General features: G+C 65.1%; 16 protein-coding genes and 1 pseudogene. 6 read left to right on the top strand and 11 right to left on the bottom strand.

The window, feature by feature from the left end:
• Positions 1-16: 16 nt before the first annotated feature.
• From IEW24_RS29110 to IEW24_RS16825, 5 genes and pseudogenes are all read right to left on the bottom strand, one after another.
• Positions 17-484, bottom strand: a pseudogene (locus IEW24_RS29110) (ABC transporter substrate-binding protein); the annotation flags it as partial.
• A gap of 44 nt (positions 485-528) precedes the next feature.
• Positions 529-2,868, bottom strand: coding sequence for a TonB-dependent receptor (locus tag IEW24_RS16840; protein WP_244644491.1), 2,340 nt, complete (start codon positions 2,866-2,868; stop codon positions 529-531).
• Positions 2,869-3,140: 272 nt separating this feature from the next.
• Entirely contained in the window at positions 3,141-4,178 is a 1,038-nt protein-coding gene (locus IEW24_RS16835) for a FecR family protein (protein ID WP_308468966.1), read from the bottom strand.
• Between the two features lie 120 nt (positions 4,179-4,298).
• A complete protein-coding gene (locus tag IEW24_RS16830) occupies positions 4,299-4,814 on the bottom strand; it encodes an RNA polymerase sigma factor (protein ID WP_188580739.1) in 516 nt (171 codons plus the stop codon).
• 448 nt (positions 4,815-5,262) lie between these two features.
• Positions 5,263-6,162 (bottom strand): LysR substrate-binding domain-containing protein, encoded by a 900-nt coding sequence (locus IEW24_RS16825; protein WP_280514983.1) that lies wholly within the window; start codon positions 6,160-6,162, stop codon positions 5,263-5,265.
• A gap of 129 nt (positions 6,163-6,291) precedes the next feature.
• On the opposite strand from IEW24_RS16825, the gene IEW24_RS16820 reads away from it, so the two are divergent.
• From IEW24_RS16820 to IEW24_RS16795, 6 genes are all read left to right on the top strand, one after another.
• On the top strand, positions 6,292-7,341 hold the full coding sequence (locus IEW24_RS16820) for a TRAP transporter substrate-binding protein (protein WP_210324239.1): 1,050 nt from the start codon (positions 6,292-6,294) through the stop codon (positions 7,339-7,341).
• A 111-nt stretch (positions 7,342-7,452) separates the two neighbouring features.
• Positions 7,453-8,061 carry a TRAP transporter small permease subunit gene (locus IEW24_RS16815; protein WP_188580737.1) on the top strand — a complete coding sequence of 203 codons (609 nt, stop codon included), beginning with the start codon at positions 7,453-7,455 and terminating at the stop codon, positions 8,059-8,061.
• On the top strand, positions 8,061-9,356 hold the full coding sequence (locus tag IEW24_RS16810) for a TRAP transporter large permease (RefSeq protein WP_188580735.1): 1,296 nt from the start codon (positions 8,061-8,063) through the stop codon (positions 9,354-9,356). Before IEW24_RS16815 ends, IEW24_RS16810 begins: the two co-directional genes overlap by 1 nt.
• A gap of 29 nt (positions 9,357-9,385) precedes the next feature.
• Positions 9,386-9,874 carry an ureidoglycolate lyase gene (locus IEW24_RS16805; protein WP_188580733.1) on the top strand — a complete coding sequence of 163 codons (489 nt, stop codon included), beginning with the start codon at positions 9,386-9,388 and terminating at the stop codon, positions 9,872-9,874.
• A 45-nt stretch (positions 9,875-9,919) separates the two neighbouring features.
• Entirely contained in the window at positions 9,920-10,822 is a 903-nt protein-coding gene (locus IEW24_RS16800) for a polysaccharide deacetylase family protein (RefSeq protein ID WP_188580731.1), read from the top strand.
• Positions 10,812-11,828 carry an asparaginase gene (locus tag IEW24_RS16795; protein WP_188580730.1) on the top strand — a complete coding sequence of 339 codons (1,017 nt, stop codon included), beginning with the start codon at positions 10,812-10,814 and terminating at the stop codon, positions 11,826-11,828. The genes IEW24_RS16800 and IEW24_RS16795 overlap by 11 nt, the downstream gene beginning before the upstream one ends.
• Before the next feature lie 71 nt (positions 11,829-11,899).
• Here IEW24_RS16795 and IEW24_RS16790 read toward each other — a convergent pair whose 3' ends face one another.
• From IEW24_RS16790 to IEW24_RS16765, 6 genes are all read right to left on the bottom strand, one after another.
• Entirely contained in the window at positions 11,900-12,712 is an 813-nt protein-coding gene (locus IEW24_RS16790) for an SDR family NAD(P)-dependent oxidoreductase (protein WP_188580728.1), read from the bottom strand.
• A gap of 164 nt (positions 12,713-12,876) precedes the next feature.
• Positions 12,877-13,869, bottom strand: coding sequence for a Bug family tripartite tricarboxylate transporter substrate binding protein (locus IEW24_RS16785; protein WP_244644488.1), 993 nt, complete (start codon positions 13,867-13,869; stop codon positions 12,877-12,879).
• 58 nt (positions 13,870-13,927) lie between these two features.
• Positions 13,928-14,650, bottom strand: coding sequence for an SDR family NAD(P)-dependent oxidoreductase (locus tag IEW24_RS16780; protein WP_188580727.1), 723 nt, complete (start codon positions 14,648-14,650; stop codon positions 13,928-13,930).
• Positions 14,651-14,653: 3 nt separating this feature from the next.
• Positions 14,654-15,436 carry a citryl-CoA lyase gene (locus IEW24_RS16775; RefSeq protein WP_210324238.1) on the bottom strand — a complete coding sequence of 261 codons (783 nt, stop codon included), beginning with the start codon at positions 15,434-15,436 and terminating at the stop codon, positions 14,654-14,656.
• On the bottom strand, positions 15,433-16,968 hold the full coding sequence (locus IEW24_RS16770) for a class I adenylate-forming enzyme family protein (RefSeq protein ID WP_188580726.1): 1,536 nt from the start codon (positions 16,966-16,968) through the stop codon (positions 15,433-15,435). The genes IEW24_RS16775 and IEW24_RS16770 overlap by 4 nt, the downstream gene beginning before the upstream one ends.
• On the bottom strand, positions 16,968-17,765 hold the full coding sequence (locus IEW24_RS16765) for an IclR family transcriptional regulator (protein ID WP_188580725.1): 798 nt from the start codon (positions 17,763-17,765) through the stop codon (positions 16,968-16,970). Before IEW24_RS16765 ends, IEW24_RS16770 begins: the two co-directional genes overlap by 1 nt.
• Positions 17,766-18,010: the final 245 nt, after the last annotated feature.

Raw genomic sequence — 18,010 nt, 5'->3', positions numbered from 1 at the left:
CGAACGGCTTCAGGCGGCTGCGCAGCCCTTCCAGCCGGCGCTCGAAGCCGGCGTCGTAGGTCGCTGCCGCCGCCTCCCGCGCGGTGATCCCCGCGAGCTGGAGCAACGCGCTTCGGGCACGAGCGAGCGGGTCCGGAGCACCGGTGTAGATCGGGAGCGCCTTCAGGGGCGCGATCCGCGCCAGTTGCGCGATGTTGGTGGGCCATTCCGGGGCGTGGACGATGAGAGTGGGCCGCACCTCCGCCAGCAGCTCCAGATTGGGCTCGGCGAAGGAGCCGATGTCGAACACCCCGCCGGGAAGGCGTGGTTCCTCCACCGAGCGCTCGTAACGCCATCTCTCCGCGAGGCCGAAGGCCTCGACGCCGAGTGCGAGAAGCGACTGGGCGGCGGCGAAATCCAGCACCACAAGCGGCCCCGGCGCGCGCGCGGCACGGGCCGGACCACCGGCCAGTCCCGCCAGCCCGGCCGCCGCCACACGCAACATGTGCCGGCGGGACGGCAGACGGGTGCGGGGGACAGCCGGCACGCTCAGAAGTCCATGGTGGCCGACAGCTTGAAGGTGCGCGGCGTGCCCATTGTGACCCAGCCGTCGCTGACGGCGGACCAGTAGTTGGTATCGAGCACGTTCTCAACAGCGGCCCGCAGGACCAGAGGATTACCGAAGGCGACGGTCTTGTACTGGGTGCCCAGGTCGAACCGCAGCCATGAGGGGATCTGCTGGGTGTTGGCCTGATCCACATATTGAGAACTGGTCGAGATCATCCGGCCGGAGAGCGTGAGCCCCTCCACGAACTTCGGATCCCATTCAATCCCGATATTGGCCTGCCAGCGCGGCACACCAACGGCCGTGTTGCCGTCATAGAGGCCGTCGTTCGTCTGGGTGAGCGTGCCCTCGGTATAGGCCACGCCGCCCAGCAGGCGAAGGCCCGTCGTCACCTCGCCGAACAGGTTCAGCTCAAGGCCGCGATTGCGCTGCTCGCCATTGACGCTGAAGATGGACGCGCCCGAGGCATCGGTGGTGATGATGCTGCTCGGCTTGGTGATCTGGAAGATGCTGGCGGTGGCGGTGAAGGCGCCGAAATCATACTTGATGCCGGCTTCCACCTGCTCGGTCATGATCGGCGGGAACACCTCGCCCGCATTGGCGGTGCCGGCCCAGGCCACCGGCCCCTGCTGCAGGCCCTCGATATAATTGGCGTAGATCGACATCCGCTCGATGGGCTTCACCACGATGCCGAAGGCCGGCGTCACGGCTTCCTTGTCATAGGCCTGCGAAATGCTGCCGTCGGGATTGAAGACATCGACCTTGATGCGCTGATAGCGCACGCCGGCGGTGAACAGGATCCGACCATCGAGGAAGGACATCGTGTCGGCCAAAGTGAGCGCCGGCGCATTGATGTCCCAATATCTGGGCGGGCTGTTGCTGAACCCGGCGAGAGAGGGGGCAGCAACCGTCGGCGCGTTGTAGATGTTGGTGTCGAACGAGGTGAAGCCGTAATAGTTGCTTTCCTGATTCAGAGTTTGAAACAGGTACGATGCGTTCAGATTGACCTTGTGTCCGACGGTGCCGGTCTCGAATTCTCCGCGGATTCCGGTTTGAGCAGAAGCAGACTGCCCCTGGATGGGGCTGTAATATGCGGTGGCGGTCGCATTGCCCGCGGTGTCGGTGACGTAAATGTCCGTCGAAAGGATTTTCTGGTCGGAGTAGCGATAGCCAGCGCCACCATAGACGGTCCAGGCCGGGCTCAGATCGTATTCGAACTTCGCGAGCGTATAAGCGCTCTTGGTCCCGGCATATTCCCAGTTCTGGTAGATCTGCTTGCTGAGATCGGGGGCCTTGGGAATGGCGATGTCGGACGCGAAGCCGAAGCCGGCGGAGCCCGTGGGAACATAGGTCTTCTGGTCGATATAGCCCACATCGAGGCTCGCCCGCAGATCCTGCCCGCGATAGTCGAGCGCGAGCGTGCCGACGCCGAGCTTGGCGGATTGTCCGTCGATCGCGGTGTCTCCGTCGCGGAAGACGCCGTTGACGCGCACGCCCCATTCCTTCTGCGCGCCGAACCGCCGGCCATAGTCGATCTGCGTGCCGAACTGGCCGTCGGAGATGTAGCTGGTGGTCAGGCGTGTGATGGGAGCATCCGTGGCCCGCTTGGGAACCACGTTGATGGCGCCGCCGAGGGAACCGTACTGGGTGTAGCCGTTCAGCAGCGCGTTCGGCCCCTTCAGGATCTCCACGCTCTCCATGGTCTCCACGGGAATGACCCGGTCCGGCGCGATGCCGCCGTATCCATCCAGCAGGACGCTGTAATTGCCCACGGAGAAGCCGCGGATGTTGAAGGAATCCCCCACGCCCGCCGACGAGCCCAGGCCGTTGGTGTACACCCGGACCGAGGGGTCATTGGCCACCACGTCCGCAACAGTCACCGCCTGCTGGTCCCGCATCAATTGCGAGGTGTAGCTGGTGACGTTGAAGGGGGCGTCCATGATGCTGATGTTGCCGAGCATGCCGAGCTTGGCGCCCGTGGCTACCTGGCCGCCCGCATAGCTGGGCGGCGCATCCCAATTGTTGATGGCCGCCCCCTCCACGTTGATCGTGTCCAGCGCAAGGGCGCCGTCGACGCCGGCCAGGCCGTTGGCGGTGACGGGCGCCACCAGGGCCGCCGTCGAGCGGCCGGAAATCTGGGCGCTGACACCCGTGCCGGCGAGGAGGGTGTGCAGCGCCTGCGCCGCCGTCATCGCGCCACGGACGGGGGCGGACCGCTTGCCGGCCACTGCCTGCGAGGTGAAGCCCACTTCCCACCCTGTGGTGCGAATGAAGGCGTTGACCGCGGACGACAGCGGCTGGGCCGGAATGTCGAAAGTGATCACCGCCTCAGTGGACTGCTGCTGCGCAGTCGCGATCGTGGGCGATAACAGGCCGGCGCCACCGAGGATGGTCGATGAGACCAGGAGAGACGCAAGATGCCGCCTGACGTGGCGCGCGCCCTTACGGCTGGTTTCGTCCCATGCTCCTGCGCATGCAGTGCGCGTCATCGGCTGTCCCTCTTGCCCTGGTTCCGAGGGGAAGAGCAGTCCCCTGCCCTCGCCCCATACAGACCTGACAATCGGGCGCGCCCAATCTCACAAAAAAAGTTTGCTCGCTATCTTAGGATCAGGATGCCGCCTGGAATCCGCGTGACCGAGGCACCGGAGGCCGCCGCCAGCGAGCGGATGACGCGCTCGGGATCATCCAGCCGATAGCTGCCGTTGACCTTCACGCCGTTGAGGCCGCTGTCGGCCACGATGATCGCATGCCCATAGTATCGGCCCAGCTCCGAGAGCACCTGGCCGAGGGGCTGGTCGGCGAACACCAGCCGGCCCTGCAGCCAGGCGAGGGACGTGGACAGGTCGGCCGGCCGCACCGCCGACAGCTTCGCGGCGGACGCCGTTATGCTCTCGCCGGGCGCCAGCTCCGCCACCTCGCGGCCGCCGGGCAGCAGCGCGACGTCCACATGCCCGTGCTCCAACGCAACGGTGTCCTCCGCGCTGTCGGTGCGGACGGAAAAGGCCGTGCCCTTCACCTCGACCTCGGAGAAGTTCGCGGCGACCGTGAAGGGATGCGCGGCATCATGAACCACGTCGAAATAGGCTTCGCCCTCGAGCAGGGTCACGGAGCGCCGCCCGTTCCGGAAATCCAGTGCAACCGCCGAAGCCGTATTCAGGACCATGCGCGAGCCGTCGGGCAGTCTGATCTCATCGCGCACGCCAGCCGCCGTCATGTGGTCGGCGCGCCAGTGCAGCATGAGGGCCGGATAGTGCTGGAGGCCCAGCGCGAGCAGCACCACTGCGGCAGCAGCCAGGACAACGCGGGTCCAGCGGCTGTGCTTCGGTCGGCGGCTCCGGGGTCCGAGGGCTGCCGGGGAGCCCCCCGCCTGCGGGTTTGGCCCGCGCACGACATCCGCCGCGCGCTCACGCGCCACCTGATCCAGCTCCGGCAGGTCCCATGCGCCCGACACCGCATCAAACATTTCGGCGTGCCGGGGATCGGCGGCGCGCCAAGTCTCGAACCGGGCCCTCAAGCCGGCATCGTCCGGAGCGGCCTGCAGCATGAACAGGAAGTCCAGCGCGGCATCCATGACCGGGTCCGGATGCACGAAGCCGTCTTCTGTCTCGCTACGGTCTGGTGTGTCGGGCGTCACTCAGCTCTATCCGGTTCGGCAGGCCACGGAAGGATCGGGGGCCTTATACGTGAGACACCAGACAAGCTCGAATCCCACAATTAAAATGCCCACCCGGGGGGCAGGCCCGCGTCCGCGCCTTCAGCCGCGATCGATCCGCGCGAGGGCCTCGACACAGCAAGCGTGCGCCAGCTTGAGGTCGTTGAACACCGTATTCGGGGAAACCCCGAGATGCTCGGCGATCCTCGGATAGGGCCATTTCTCGATCCGGCTCAGCAGCCAGACCGTCTGGGCTCTCTGCGGGAGCTTCGCAATCGCGGCATGGACGGCGTTCAGCCGCTCGCGATGAATGAGCTGGCTCTCCTGCGAGGGCGAAGCCGAGGCGATGTTCGCGACCTGATCCTCGGAGAGGTCCTCGCGCTCGATCCGGCCGCGCATGGTATCGCGGCGCTTGTGGTTCAGGGCGAGGTTTCGCGCGGTCTGGTGGAGGAAGGCCTCCACATGCTCGATCGGCCCGTTCTCGATCGCCTTTCGCGCCCGGATGTAGGTTTCCTGAGCGAGGTCTTCGGCGATCTGCGCGTCGCGCACGATCCGCATCACGCTCCAGATGAGGGATTTGCGGTTGCTCAGGAAGATGTCTGCAAGGCTCGCTTGCACCTCGCTATCCCTCCTACGCGCGCCGCGCGGCGGTCAGCCAGCTACGGAAAGAGCGGGCCATCCTCCGGATCGCGAGCATCTTGCTCTTGTCGAGTCTCAAGGTCGCCGCACGTCCCGAATGGAACAGGGAACCAAGCGAGCGCGTGCCCGCGTCAAGTAGCAGATGCCAATTGGCACACAAGCGCTATGAATTGGAATACATCTAATGATGATCTCCCTCTTCCGCGCTTTCGCTGCTGGCATTTGCCCGATTTGTCGTTGTCCTTGCTTTGGCTTCAGGGCGCAGACGTATGCTCTCAGCCAAATGGCAATGCCCAATAAAGGGGATATGGCCTTATCTTCGCTGTCATGGAGTGTCCTGAAAAAGGCAGACCCATGAGTCCTGAGGGGCCGCATGCGGTCGCCGATCCGCGCCACCCGCATGCGAGGAAAGCATGCATTGATGGCTTCAGCCGTCCGCCATCTGGTTGCGAATGCAGTCGATCAGGCGGGACGCTACGCGCGAGAGCGGGCGCGAGCGCAGATGAACGGCAGAGGCTGAAATCTTGGTCGGGGGATCAAAAGGGCGGATAAGGCTCTTGCTGCCTCCCCCGGCCATGCCTCGCGCAGTCAGGCTGTCCACCACGGTCAGGCCGACGCCGGCCTCCACGAAACGGCACGCGGTCTCCGAGAAGCGCACTTCAATATCGGTCGCATATGGCACGGCCTCCTGGCGGAATGCAGCGCGGACGAGCGGCCCCAGACGACTGCGGATATCCAGCCCGATGAGCGTATGACCGACCATATCCCGTGGACCGATGCGGGCGAGGTTCGCCAGAGGGTGTCCCACCGGCAAAAGACACACCATCTCCGCCCCACCAAGAGGGATCATCTCGAACGTGTGGGTCAGTTCCTCTTCCAGCCCGATGGCGAGGCCGAAATCGCAGGCCGCCGTCTCAACGCTTTCCAGCACGTTGAAGGACTGATTAATGTCCATATAGGCCTTCACCTTCGGCCGATCCTTCAGGAAGTCTTGCAGGGCCGCCGGCAGGACGGTGTGTCCGAGCTGAGGGGTGGCCACCACACGCACGTGGCCGCGGCGGTCCGCCTTCAGGTCTTCCACCGTCTGGTTCAGCGCCCGCGACAACAGGAAGATGCCCTCGGATTCGCGATAGAGCAGCTTGGCCTCCTCGCGCGCCACCAGCCGGTTGCCGGTGCGATCGAACAGCGGAAAACCCAGCTGATCCTCCAGATGCCTTATGGCGTTGCTCACGGCCGGCTGGGACACGTGCAGATCGCGCGCCGCCCCCACCGTGGTCTGGTGGCGCATGACGGCACGAAAAATCTCTATCTGGCGGGCGCTCAGCATAACCGGTCATTATAGGGAGGGGGTCAAACTTTATAGTCGGTTATCTTGCTAGCGATCCGAACCTCTGTCTATGCTCATTTTCATCGCAGACAATTCACTTGCATAAAAAATAAACACAGGGGAACCGATGTGCTGAAAAGGCTTGTCTCCACGGCTCTTGCCGCCTCGCTCATGCTGACCGCCGCTGTGGTGACGGCACCTGCCGCCGAAGTGAACATGCGTGTTCTCGGCTGGTACGGAAATCAGAAGCAGTCCACCGACGTGGAACGCCCGTTCTGGAAAAATCTCGACGCGACAACCAAGGGCCAGTTCTCCGCCAACTTCCGCACCGTGGACGAGATTGGCCTCAAGGGCTTCGAGTCCCTGCGCACCCTCCAGAGCGGTGCGTTTGACGTGGTGTCGTTCCAGATCAGCTTCGTCGGCGGTGAAGCGCCGGTGCTGATGGGCGTGGACATTCCCGGTGTCGCCTTCGACTTCGATGAGCAGCGCAAGGTGGTGGACGCCTATCGCCCGGTGATGGAAGCCAACCTCAGCGAGAAGTTCGGCGGCAAGCTGCTGGCGGTGTGGCCCTTCCCGTTCCAGATACTCTTCTGCAAGAACGCCATGACCAGCCTCGACGACCTGAAGGGTCAGAAGGTCCGGGTCGCCGGCAATCTCTCCTCGGAACTCGTGAAGCAGCTGGGCGGCGCGGCGGTGACACTGGCGGGCCCGGAAGTCTATCAGGCACTGATGCAGGGCGTGGTGGATTGCGGCGTCACCGGCAGCCAGTACGGCAACAGCAACGGCTGGTACGAAGTCACCAAGTCGCTCGACACCGCTCCCATCGGCGGCGCTGGCGTGGTGCTGCATGTGGCGCGCAAGGGCTTCTGGGAGAAGCTGACGCCGGCCCAGCAGGCAACGCTGACCGCCCAGATGAAGGAGCTTGAGACCAAGCTGTGGGCCATGGCGGTCGACGGCCATGAGGATGGCATCCGCTGCAACACCGGCGAAAAGCCCTGCGACGGCAAGGTCGGCAAGATGTCCCTGGTCAAGCTCACCGACGCCGACAAAACCCGGATCCAGACCATCCTCAAGGACAATGTGATCCCGATCTGGCTGAAGGACTGCGAGGCGGCCAGCCCGACCTGCAAGGCGGACTGGGCGAAGACCGTGGGCGCCGCTGTCGGCATCAAGTTCTGATCGCCGGTCTCCGCGTATGATTCCGGCCGGCCCCGCTGCGGGGCCGGCCTCCCCCAGAGCGTTTCCGCATTTCAGGGAAACAAGCCGCGCGCGAGCGGGCAAGGCGGACCCATGTCTTTTCAAAACACCGAAGCGCGCATCCGCACCATAAGCGACTGGCTCTGTATCGCCGGCGGCTGGGGCCTCGTGGGGCTGTCTATCTGGATCGTGGTCAATGTCCTGCTGCGCAAGTTCGCCAGCTTCTCGTTCCAGGGCGTCGATGAATACGGCGGCTACTTCCTGGCCATCGTCTCCGCCGCCGGCTTTGCCAAGGCGGCGCTCGACAAGGCCCATGTGCGCATCGATGTGGTGACGCGCCTGTTTCCGCTGGCCGGACGCGCCATCTTCGACGTGGTCGCCCTTGGCCTGCTGTTCGCGATGATGTGGATCATCGCCTCCAAGGCCGTGCTGCTCACCTATGAATCCTGGAGCATGGGGGCGCTGACCCCGAGCGTGCTGCGCACACCGCTCTGGATTCCCCAGTCGATCTGGGCGCTGGCCCTGGTCTGGTTCACCTTCGTCCTTGCCTTCCTGCTGGTCTGGGCGTTCGGCCGACTGCTCAGGGCCGACTTCGCAGGCATCGAGGACAAGCTCGGGCAGGACGACATCGAAACCGAGGTCGCCGCCGAGATCGCCGATGCGCGCGCCCGTCTGGCAACCAGCCCCAAGGAAACCGTCTGATGGCTATGGGCCTTCTCTTCACTGGCGCCATCATGGTCTTCCTGATGGCCGGCCTGCATGTGGCCACAGCCATTTTCTTCACGGCCTATCTCGCCGATTGGCTGGATATGGGGGTGCTGCCGTCGATGGTCGGCAACCTCACCTGGAACACCATGAATGAGTTCCTTCTGGTGGCCATCCCGCTGTTTATCCTGCTGGGCGAGTTGCTCAGCCGCAGCGGCGTGGCGGAGCTGATGTACAAGGGCCTGTCGGTCTGGCTGCGCTGGCTGCCCGGCGGCCTGCTGCACACCAATATCGTCGCCTCGGCTTTGTTCGCCGCCACCTCCGGCTCGACGGTGGCCACCGCCGCCACCATCGGCACGGTGGCCCAGCCCACCATGGCGAAGCTCGGCTACAACGAGCGCATGGTGCTCGGCTCCATCGCCGCCGGCGGCACGCTGGGCATCCTCATTCCGCCCAGCATCAACATGATCGTCTACGGCGCGCTCACCGACGTCTCGGTGGGCAGGCTGTTCATCGCCGGCATCATTCCGGGCCTGGCGCTGGCCATCACCATGTCCGCGATCATCGTCGTGGTGTCGCTGATCTGGGGCGACAACCACCGCGAGGACGGTCCGCTGCCCAGTCTGGTGCTGCGCCTGCGTATGCTGGTGGGCCTGCTGCCTGTGCTGTTCGTGTTCGCGATGGTCATGGGCAGCATCTATGCGGGCCTCGCCACGCCCACCGAGGCGGCCGCCGTGGGCATCGTCGGCGCGCTGATGATCGCCGCGTCCAACCGCACCCTCACGGTGGCCATGCTGCATGAGGCGTTCCTGTCCTCGGTGCGCACCACGGCCATGGTGATGCTCGTGCTCACCACCGCCTTCGTCCTGAATTTCTCGCTCAGCCTCACCGGCCTGCCGCAGCAGCTCTCGGAATATATCCGCGATCTGAACTGGTCGGCGACCACCACCATCTGGGTCCTGGTGCTGTTCTATCTGCTGCTCGGCATCTTCATCGAGGCCATGGCGATGATGGTGACGACGGTGGGCATCGTCACGCCGCTGGTGGTCAGCCTCGGCTTCGATCCGGTGTGGTTCGGCATCTTCATCACGGTGATGATGGAGCTGGCGATCATCAGCCCGCCGGTCGGCCTCAATCTCTACGTGGTGCAGAACCTGCGCCCCATCAAGGGCAGCATCAACGACGTCTTCATCGGCGTGCTGCCGTTCGTGGTCGCCATGCTGATCTTCGTCGCCCTGCTGATCGAATTTCCCGGCATCGCCCTCTGGCTACCCAATCAAGTGTTCAATTGAGGAGGAAGATGTTGTCCGCCACAATAACAATGAAAGCGGAACCGCTGACGGCAGAACGCTTTGCGGCTTATGGTGAAGTGCTGACCCATGCGGGCGACGGACGCCGGCATTATGTGGAGCGTGCGTTCGAAACCACCGACCCGGCCGCCCGGCCCACCATGTGGATCAACCGCATCCTGCACCCTGCCCCGGCCGCCCCCATCCTGATCGACCAGGTGGAGCGCCACCCGCACTCCTTCCAGACGCTGATCCCGCTGCATGCCGCGCGTTTTTTCGTGGCGGTGACGCACAGCCTGCCGGACGGGACGCCCGACTTTGATAACCTGCGCCCCTTCGTGACTGAACCTGGACAGGGCGTGATCTATCATCCGAACGTGTGGCACTTCGGCTTCACGGCGCTGGATGGCCCGAACGAGGTGGTGGTCATGATCGGCGTGACCGGGCGCGAGGATGACTGCATCGTCTCCGTCGCGGACCGGCGCGTGGAAGTGGAATGGGATCTGGCCGCTGCCGGCTGAGGCCGCTGTCCGGCTCAACGGGCAGCGGTAAAGGGGATTTGGAAGATGGAACGCGACTTTATCGGCTATGGCCCCAATCCGCCGCATCCCCGCTGGCCGGGCGAGGCGCGCATCGCCCTCAATATCGTGCTCAATTATGAGGAGGGCTCCGAGCCCTCCTTCGCCGACGGCGACGCCGTTACTGAAGGCGGGCTCACCGAAGGAGGAGGCGGCGCTTTTGCCGGCCGCGATCTGGCGGCGGAGTCCATGTTCGAATACGGCAGCCGCGCCGGCGTGTGGCGACTGATGCGGATGCTGCGCGAGCGCAACATGCCAGCCACCGTCTTCGGCTGCGCGCTGGCGCTGGAACGCAACCCGCACATGGTGGCAGCCATTGCGGACGCCGATTTCGACGTGTGCAGCCACGGCCGCCGCTGGATCCGCCACCAGACGCTGACGCCCGACGAGGAGCGCGCCGACATCGCGGCGGCCGCCGCGACCATCGCCCGCCTCACGGGCGAACAACCGGCGGGCTGGTACTGCCGCTACGCGCCCACGGAGCATACGCGCCGGCTGGTGGTGGAGCATGGCGGCTTTCTGTACGATTCCGACTCCTATGCGGACGATCTGCCCTACTGGACGCGCGTGTCCGGCAAGCCGCACCTCGTCATTCCCTACAGCCTTGCCAACAACGACGCGAAGTTCGCGCGTGGCGCCATCGCCACCAGTGGTGATTTCTTCGACTATCTGCGCGACACGTTCGATGTGCTGTACGCCGAAGGCGCAACTCAGCCGAAGATGATGTCGGTGGGCCTGCACATGCGCCTCGCCGGTCATGCCGGACGCGCTGCGGGCGTGGCCCGCTTCCTCGATTATGTCATGGGCCACAAGGACGTTTGGGTGTGTCGCCGGATCGACATCGCCCGCCACTGGCATGCCCATCACCCGGCGTCGACCGATGTCGGTTGACGGACCTCAGGCAGCAGATGCGCGGCCGGTGATCGGCTTCATCGGCTGCGGCGGCACCATCGGCTCGCTCGCGGATGATCCACTGGACGTGATCGACTATCCCGAGCACGGGCGCAAGATCAGTGCCCGCGAGTTGCTGGAGCGGGTGCCCGATGCGGCGCGCTTCGCCAGCTTCAAGGTGCAGGACTTCAGCCGGGTGAGTTCATCGGCCATCGGACCGGCCGAATGGCTGCAGTTGCGCCGCGACGTGTTGGCGTTGGCGGCGGAAGGCGCGCAGGGCATCGTCATCACCCACGGCACGGGCACGCTGGAGGAAACCGCTTTCTTCCTGCATCTCACGCTGGATCTGGATATTCCAGTGGTCCTGACCGGGGCGCAGCGTCCGGCCAGCGCCGTAGGTTCCGATGCGCCCGCCAATCTCATCGCCGCCGTACGTGTGGCCTGTGCGCCGCAAGCGCGCGGACAGGGCGTACTGGTGGTCCTGAACGACGAGGTCCATTCTGCGGCACAGGTGGTGAAGACCTCCACCTATCGTCTCCAGACCTTCCAGTCGCCGGAGACCGGACCTTTGGGCACCGTGGACGGCGACCGGATCATCCTTCGGCGCGGTCTCGGCGACAGACCACAGGCCTTCAGCCTGGACAGCCAGGATCCCGATCTGCCAGCCGTTCACATCGCCTATTCCTACGCTGGCGCGGACGGAACCGCGATCCGGGCGGCGGTGGCTGCGGGCGCACGCGGGATCGTCTCGGCCGGCTTCGCACCGGGTATCCCGACGCCAGCTGAATCCGCGGCGCTGGAGGATGCTCATCGACAGGGCGTCATCATTGTCCAATCCAGCCGTGCGCTCCATGGCCGTGTCGCCGCACGTCTGGCGCTTCGGGAGAAGGGCTGGCTGGCCGGACACGGTCTTAATCCGCAGAAAGCACGCATTCTCCTGATGCTGTGTCTGAATGCGCGGCTGGATCATGCGACGATGGAAACGCGGCTCTCCGCTTTCGGCTAGAGCATGTCCGGCTAGCAGGGCGCCGATGGGATGCCGGTGGCGGACATCTGCCGCCGGTCCGGGCTTTCGGCTCAGGCCCGCTCCGGTTGCCGCGTCGTGGCGGCGAGGCCGCCATCCACCAGCAGTTCGGTGCCCGTGACGTAGGAGGCGCGGTCAGACGCCAGGAACAGCGCCGCCTCCGCCACGTCGAACGCAGTTCCCATGCGGCCAAGGGGGCATTGCGCGGCCCGCAGACTCTTCATGGCGGCAAGGCTGGCGCCGCCATAGGAACCCGCCACCGTTTTCTCGATGCGCGGCGTATCGATCAGGCCCGGAATGATGGTGTTCGCCCGCACGCCGAAAGGGGCATTCTCCACCGCCAGCAAGCGCAGATACTGGATCACCGCCGCCTTGGTGCTGCCATAGGCCAGATGGGGGAAGCCCACATCGCGCAGACCTGCAATGGAGGAGGTGGCGAGGATCACGCCCCGCTGCTGCGCGCGCATCGCCGGCAGGACGGTGGTGGCGGCCACATGCAGCGCCGTCAGATTGGCATCGCAGATGCGCCGCCAGTCGGCGGGCGAAGTGTCCATGGACGGCCCCGCCTTGCCGATGCCGACATTGAAGTACAGCACGTCGATCCGCCCGTGCGTGGCGAGAACGTCCTGGAGAACCGACACGAGGGCGGCATCGTCCGCCACGTCCAGCGCCACCGCGCTGCCCACACCACCCTCGTCTGCGATGAGGGTGCAGGTCTCCTCGGCCGAGGGCAGGTCGCGGTCGGCGACCACCACGCGCGCCCCGGCCTTGGCAAAGGCCACGGAGACAGCCTTGCCTATCCCCCAGCCCGGTCCGATTGAGCCGCCGCCGAGCACGACGGCGACACGATCCTGAAGCTCCGACATCACTGATCCTTTGCTGAGGGCCGGTCCTTCGCTGAGGGCCGAGATTGGCGACCGCACCGGTCCGGATGACGCCTATCCGAACCGGGACAACGGGCCCGACATCTGAATGGAAATCGCCTGTTGCCCGCGATGGCGATGCCATCAGGGCCGGCAGGCATCATGGCTCATTCCTTGGGGATGCCGGCGGTGTCGATCACCACCTTCCACTTGGCGAGCTCCGTTTCCACCTGCTTGGCCAGATCCTGCGGCGTACCACCGTCAACGATGCCGCCGCCATCCTGGATGAACTTGATCATTTCCGGCTTCTTGAGCATCCGGTTCACAGCCGTGTTCACCTTGGTGATCACATCCTTCGGCGTGCCGGCCGGCGCAAACAGACCGAACCACGCAGTGGCCTCGAACTTCGACAGATCAGCCGATTTCGCTTCGGACATGGTCGGCAGGTCGGGAGCGAGGGGCGAGCGCGCCTTGCTGGTCACAGCCAGCGCCTTCACGCGGCCGCTGCTGACCTGCGGCCAGGCGGACGGCATGTTGTCGAACATCAGGTCGGTCTGGCCGGCCACGATGGAGGTGAGGGCCTGCGAACTGCCGGGAAAGGGGATGTGGACCATCTTGACGCCGGCCTGCGCCTTGAACATTTCGCCCGACAGATGGGTGGAGGCGCCTGTGCCTGATGACGCGAAGTTCAGCTTGTCCGGATTGGCCTTGGCATAGGCGATCAGCTCATCGACCGAATTGACCGGCAGATCTTTGCGCACCACCAGAATATTCGGAATGGTGTCGATGAAGACGATCGGCTCGAACCCCTTCACCGGGTCATAGCGCGCGGCGGAACTCAGGTTCGGCGCAATGCCGTGGGACGACACCTGACCGAAGAACAGGGTATAGCCATCGGGCCGCGCATTGGTCGCTGCCATGGTTCCGGTGATGCCGCCACCGCCGGCACGATTGTCGATGACCACCGGCTGGCCCAGTTCCGAGCTCAGCTCCTGGCCGACCTTGCGGGCCAGAATATCGGTGGCGCCGCCGGCCGAATAGGGCACGATGATGGAGATGGCGCGGCTTGGCCAGTTGGATTCCGCCAGCGCGCTGCCGGTGGAGAGGGCGAGACCGGCAGCGAACACCGCCGCCATGGCACAGGTCATGGATCGAAACATGGCTTTCCTCCAGATGTTGTTTTTGTGTTTTGTTTTCAGCGTGTAAGCGAATGGTCGTCTAACTGCCCTGCGCGAGACCGATGGTCATTCCTCCGCAGACATAAAGAACCTGCCCGGTGACGAAGCCGGCCCGATCGGAGGAGAAGAAACCCACCGCATCGGCAATGTCCTGCGGCGTTCCGAGGCGCCCCACGGGCACGCCTTCGATAATGGCCCTGGTACGCGGCGACTCAGCAGGGTTCACCGCTTCGAACAGGCTGGTGCGGATCGGCCCCGGGCCCACCGCATTCACGGTGATGCCGAAGCGCCCCAGTTCCAGCGCCCAGGTCCGCGTCATGCCGTGCAGCCCGGCCTTGCTGGCGGCATAGGCGGTGCGCAGTTCCTTCCCCAGCGCCGCGCGGCTGGAGATGTTGACGATGCGGCCGAAGCCGGCCGCCTTCATGGCCGGCAGCACCGCCTGGGCGCACAGCATCGGCGCCCGGATGTTGATCGCCGCCACCCTGTCGAGGCTCTCGGCCGTCGTCTCCTCCAGCGGAGCCGGATCGACGATGCCCGCATTGTTGACGAGCCGCGTCACAGTGCGCCCCGCCACCGCCTTCGCAAGCACGTCCTGCGTGCCTTCGAGATCGCTGAGATCGACCGGGAAGAAGCTGTCGAGGGCATCGTGCTCCGGCGGCACCACGTCGAGCACGATGACGCGCAGTCCGTCATCGGTGAGCCGCTGCGCAATGGCAGCGCCGATGTTGCGGGCCCCGCCCGTGAGCAGTACGTAGTCCGCCATCGCTCAGGCCTCGTAGGGAATGGTCTTGTCGACCAGTTCCCAGATGAAGCGGGCGCTCGGCCGCTCGCGCTCCTCGGCGATATGGGCCACCAGACCGGCGGTGCGGCCGAGCACGGAGAAGCCGCGCATCAGGTCCACCGGCACGTTCATTTCGCCCAGCAGGGCAGCGACCGAGCCGGTCGCATTGATGGTGATGTGACGGCGTGCCTTCTCGTCGATCACCTCGCCCAGAAGCCGCAGGGCCTTCACATAGGCACCGTCGAGGCCGTTCTCGGCGCCGATCTCCAGGAGGCGGATGGCACGCGGATCGTCCGGTCGATGCAGATGGTGGCCGAAGCCCGGCATATGCACCTTGCGTGCCTTGTGGTCGTCCACGATCTCCTCGGCCAGCGCCCGCTTCTCCCCCTCGGGGACGGCGGCGATGCGGGCAAGAAGACGGGCGTTGTTCTCCACCGTGCCGACGAACTGGCTGCCCACCGCCATCAGGCCGGCGGCGACCGCACCCTGCAGGTTTTCCGGCGCACTCATGTAGATGGAGCGGGTGGAGATGGCGCTCGGGGTGAAGCCGTGTTCCATCATGGTGATGAGGATGGCGTTCATCACCCGCAGCTCGCCGTCCCCGATCTCGCGGCCGAGGATGTGGGCCATGGCCTCGCGCACGAAGTCGGGCTGGGCACCCGGCTTCAGGATGTCATCCACGAGGTTCTTCTCGCGATAATAGACGGCGTCGAGCGTGTGATGGCTCAGTGCGGTGGTGGGGGTCTTCATGGTCGGGCCGGAGGTCATTGGCTCACCTTCTCGTCTTCCTTGGGCGCATGGGTGCGGGCGATGTGGTCGTCCACCAGCGCCTGTTTCTGGAGCTTGCCGTAATTGTTGCGCGGCAGGCGGTCGTAGACGGCGACGGATTTCGGCGCCTTCACCGAGCCGAGCTTGTCCTTCACGAAGCGGATGATCTCATCCGGATCCGCGCTCATGCCCTCGCGCAACTGAACGGCGGCGTGGACCGACTCCCCCCATTTGTCGTCCGGAACGCCGAAGACGGCGCAATCGGCCACGGCCGCATGAGTGCCGATCACCGGCTCAACATCTGCCGGATAGACATTGAAGCCGCCGGTGATGATGAGGTCCTTGGAGCGGCCCTTCAGGAACAGGAAGCCATCCTCGTCGAACGCGCCAAGGTCGCCGGTGTGCAGCCAGCCGTCGATGATGGTCTCGGCCGTCTTCTCGGGCTGGCGCCAGTAGCCGGTCATCAGCAGATCGCCCCGGATGACGATTTCGCCGAGTTCGCCCTGGGGCAGGAGGTTGCCGGCCTCGTCCATGATGGCGACCTTGGTGAGGATGGTCTCCCGCCCCACGGAGGCCCGCTTCTCCGGCCGCGCAAGCTCTTCGGCGCTGATCATGGTGGCGATCTGGGGCGCCTCCGTCTGGCCGTAGGTGGAGGCGATGCAGGGGCCGAAGACGTTTTGTGCCTCGGCGATGGCCTCCGGCCGCATGGGGCCGGCGCCATAGACCAGATTGCGCAGGCGCTCGAAGGACGTGCGGCGCGCCTGCGGCAGTTGCATCATCATGTAGATGACGGTGGGCGGCAGGAAGGTGGTGGAGATCTTCTCCTCCGCCAGCGCCTCCAGAACGTCCTCCGGCCGGGGCTGGTCGCGCAGCACCAGCGTGCCGCCGGAGGCAAAGGTGGGCATGAGATAGGTGGAGGTGCCGTGGGTGATGGGTGCCACCGCGAGTAGCCGGTCGCCGGCCTTCAGCTTCCAGGCGAGAATCTGGGTGATGATGTTGGTGTTCCAGGCGCGGTAGGGCTGCATCACCCCCTTCGGCTTGCCCGTGGAACCGCCGGTAAACTTGATGGCCTGGGTGGCATCGAGCGGCAGTGAATGGAAGCGGGGCGCAGCGCCCTCGTGTGCCCGCACCAGCCCGCCGGTGGTGTCGGCGCCCCCCTCGGCATCCGCGATGATGATGCGGGCGCCCGTGCCTTCCACCAGATGGCGGGCGGACGCATCGGTGATGACGATGCTCATCTCGGTGAAGACGACGCTCTCGCCGATCTCCGCCGCCTTGTTCTTGGGATAGAGCGGCACCCACACCTTGCCGGCGGCCAGCACCGCCAACCAGGCGACGATGTGCTCCACATGGTTGAAACAGCAGATGCCAACGCGCGAGCCAGGGGTGGGATCGATGGCCTGGAGACCGGCGGCCAGCGCCGAGGCGTGGGCGCACAGGGCGCCATAGCTGCGCTTGTCGTCGCCAAACTCGACCGCCATGCGGTCGGGGCTCCGGGCGGCCTGGCGATAGAACAGATCAATGGGATACATCAGGCAATATCCATGGCTTGGAAGCCGGCCGCGCGCGCGGCCTGCACGAGAGCAAGGGCGATGTCCCGCCGCCGCTCGGGCGAGAGGCGCGAGACGGTATTGGTGATGGAGACGGCGCAGGCGAGGGCCCCGGCGGCCGTGAACAGCGGCACGCCCACGGCGCCGATGCCGGGGATGATCTGCGCATTGAAGACATGACCGTTCTCGGGCAGCTCCGCGCAAGCGGCCCGCACGAATTCGGCGGTGAGGTTGCCGTACTTCCGGTAGCGCTCGCTCTCGCGCTGGATGACCGCCTCGCGTTCCTCCTCCCCCAGAGCGGCGAGCAGGGAGAGACTTGCGGCCCCGGCCCCAAGGGGGCGGCGCGAGCCGACTTTCAGCGTGTTCAGGCTGATGTCCGATTGCCCTTCGATCACATCGACGCAGAGCGCCTCGTTGCGAGAGATGACGGACAGGGAAGCAACGCCGCCGACCTCCGCCTGAACGCGCTCCAGTACGGGATGCAAGCTCTTGCGCAGGACGAGAAACTCAAGATCGCTCCCCGCACGCGCCACGATCTCATACGGCATGAGCCCGAGATGATAGAGCTTGGTGTAGGGATCAAAACTCAGGAAATCTTCCTCAACCAGCGCCGTCATGAGACGATGCGCGGTCGCGACGTGTATTCCTGACCTTTTTGCGGCGGAACTTACGGTTATTCCGTTCCGCCCCCGCTCGGCTATTACAACCAACAGGTTGAGGGCTTTGGACAGGGATGACTTTGTGCCACTCAGGCTCTGGTTTTCTGCCAGAGACAACACCGGCGCCCTCCATTTACTTCTTTTATTTGAAGGTGAGGATAGCCACACCAAGCGGCCTGTCTACGCCCCTTTATCGCTCTGCGGAATTTTGTTTCTCATCAGATGAGAAAATTCGCGGAGACGGCCAACGCGAAGCGTGCGCATCAGGCGTTGCTCGACACGATCATCGGCCCGCGTCACATGAAGGCACCCCGGTCGGAGGCCAGTGGCTCACGGTCGGAAACGGAGCCGCCTCGACGCTGCGG

Source organism: Azorhizobium oxalatiphilum, assembly GCF_014635325.1.
Lineage (GTDB): Bacteria > Pseudomonadota > Alphaproteobacteria > Rhizobiales > Xanthobacteraceae > Azorhizobium > Azorhizobium oxalatiphilum.
Note: the sequence above shows the minus strand (reverse complement) of the source record. Positions and strands in the feature narration are given on the sequence as shown.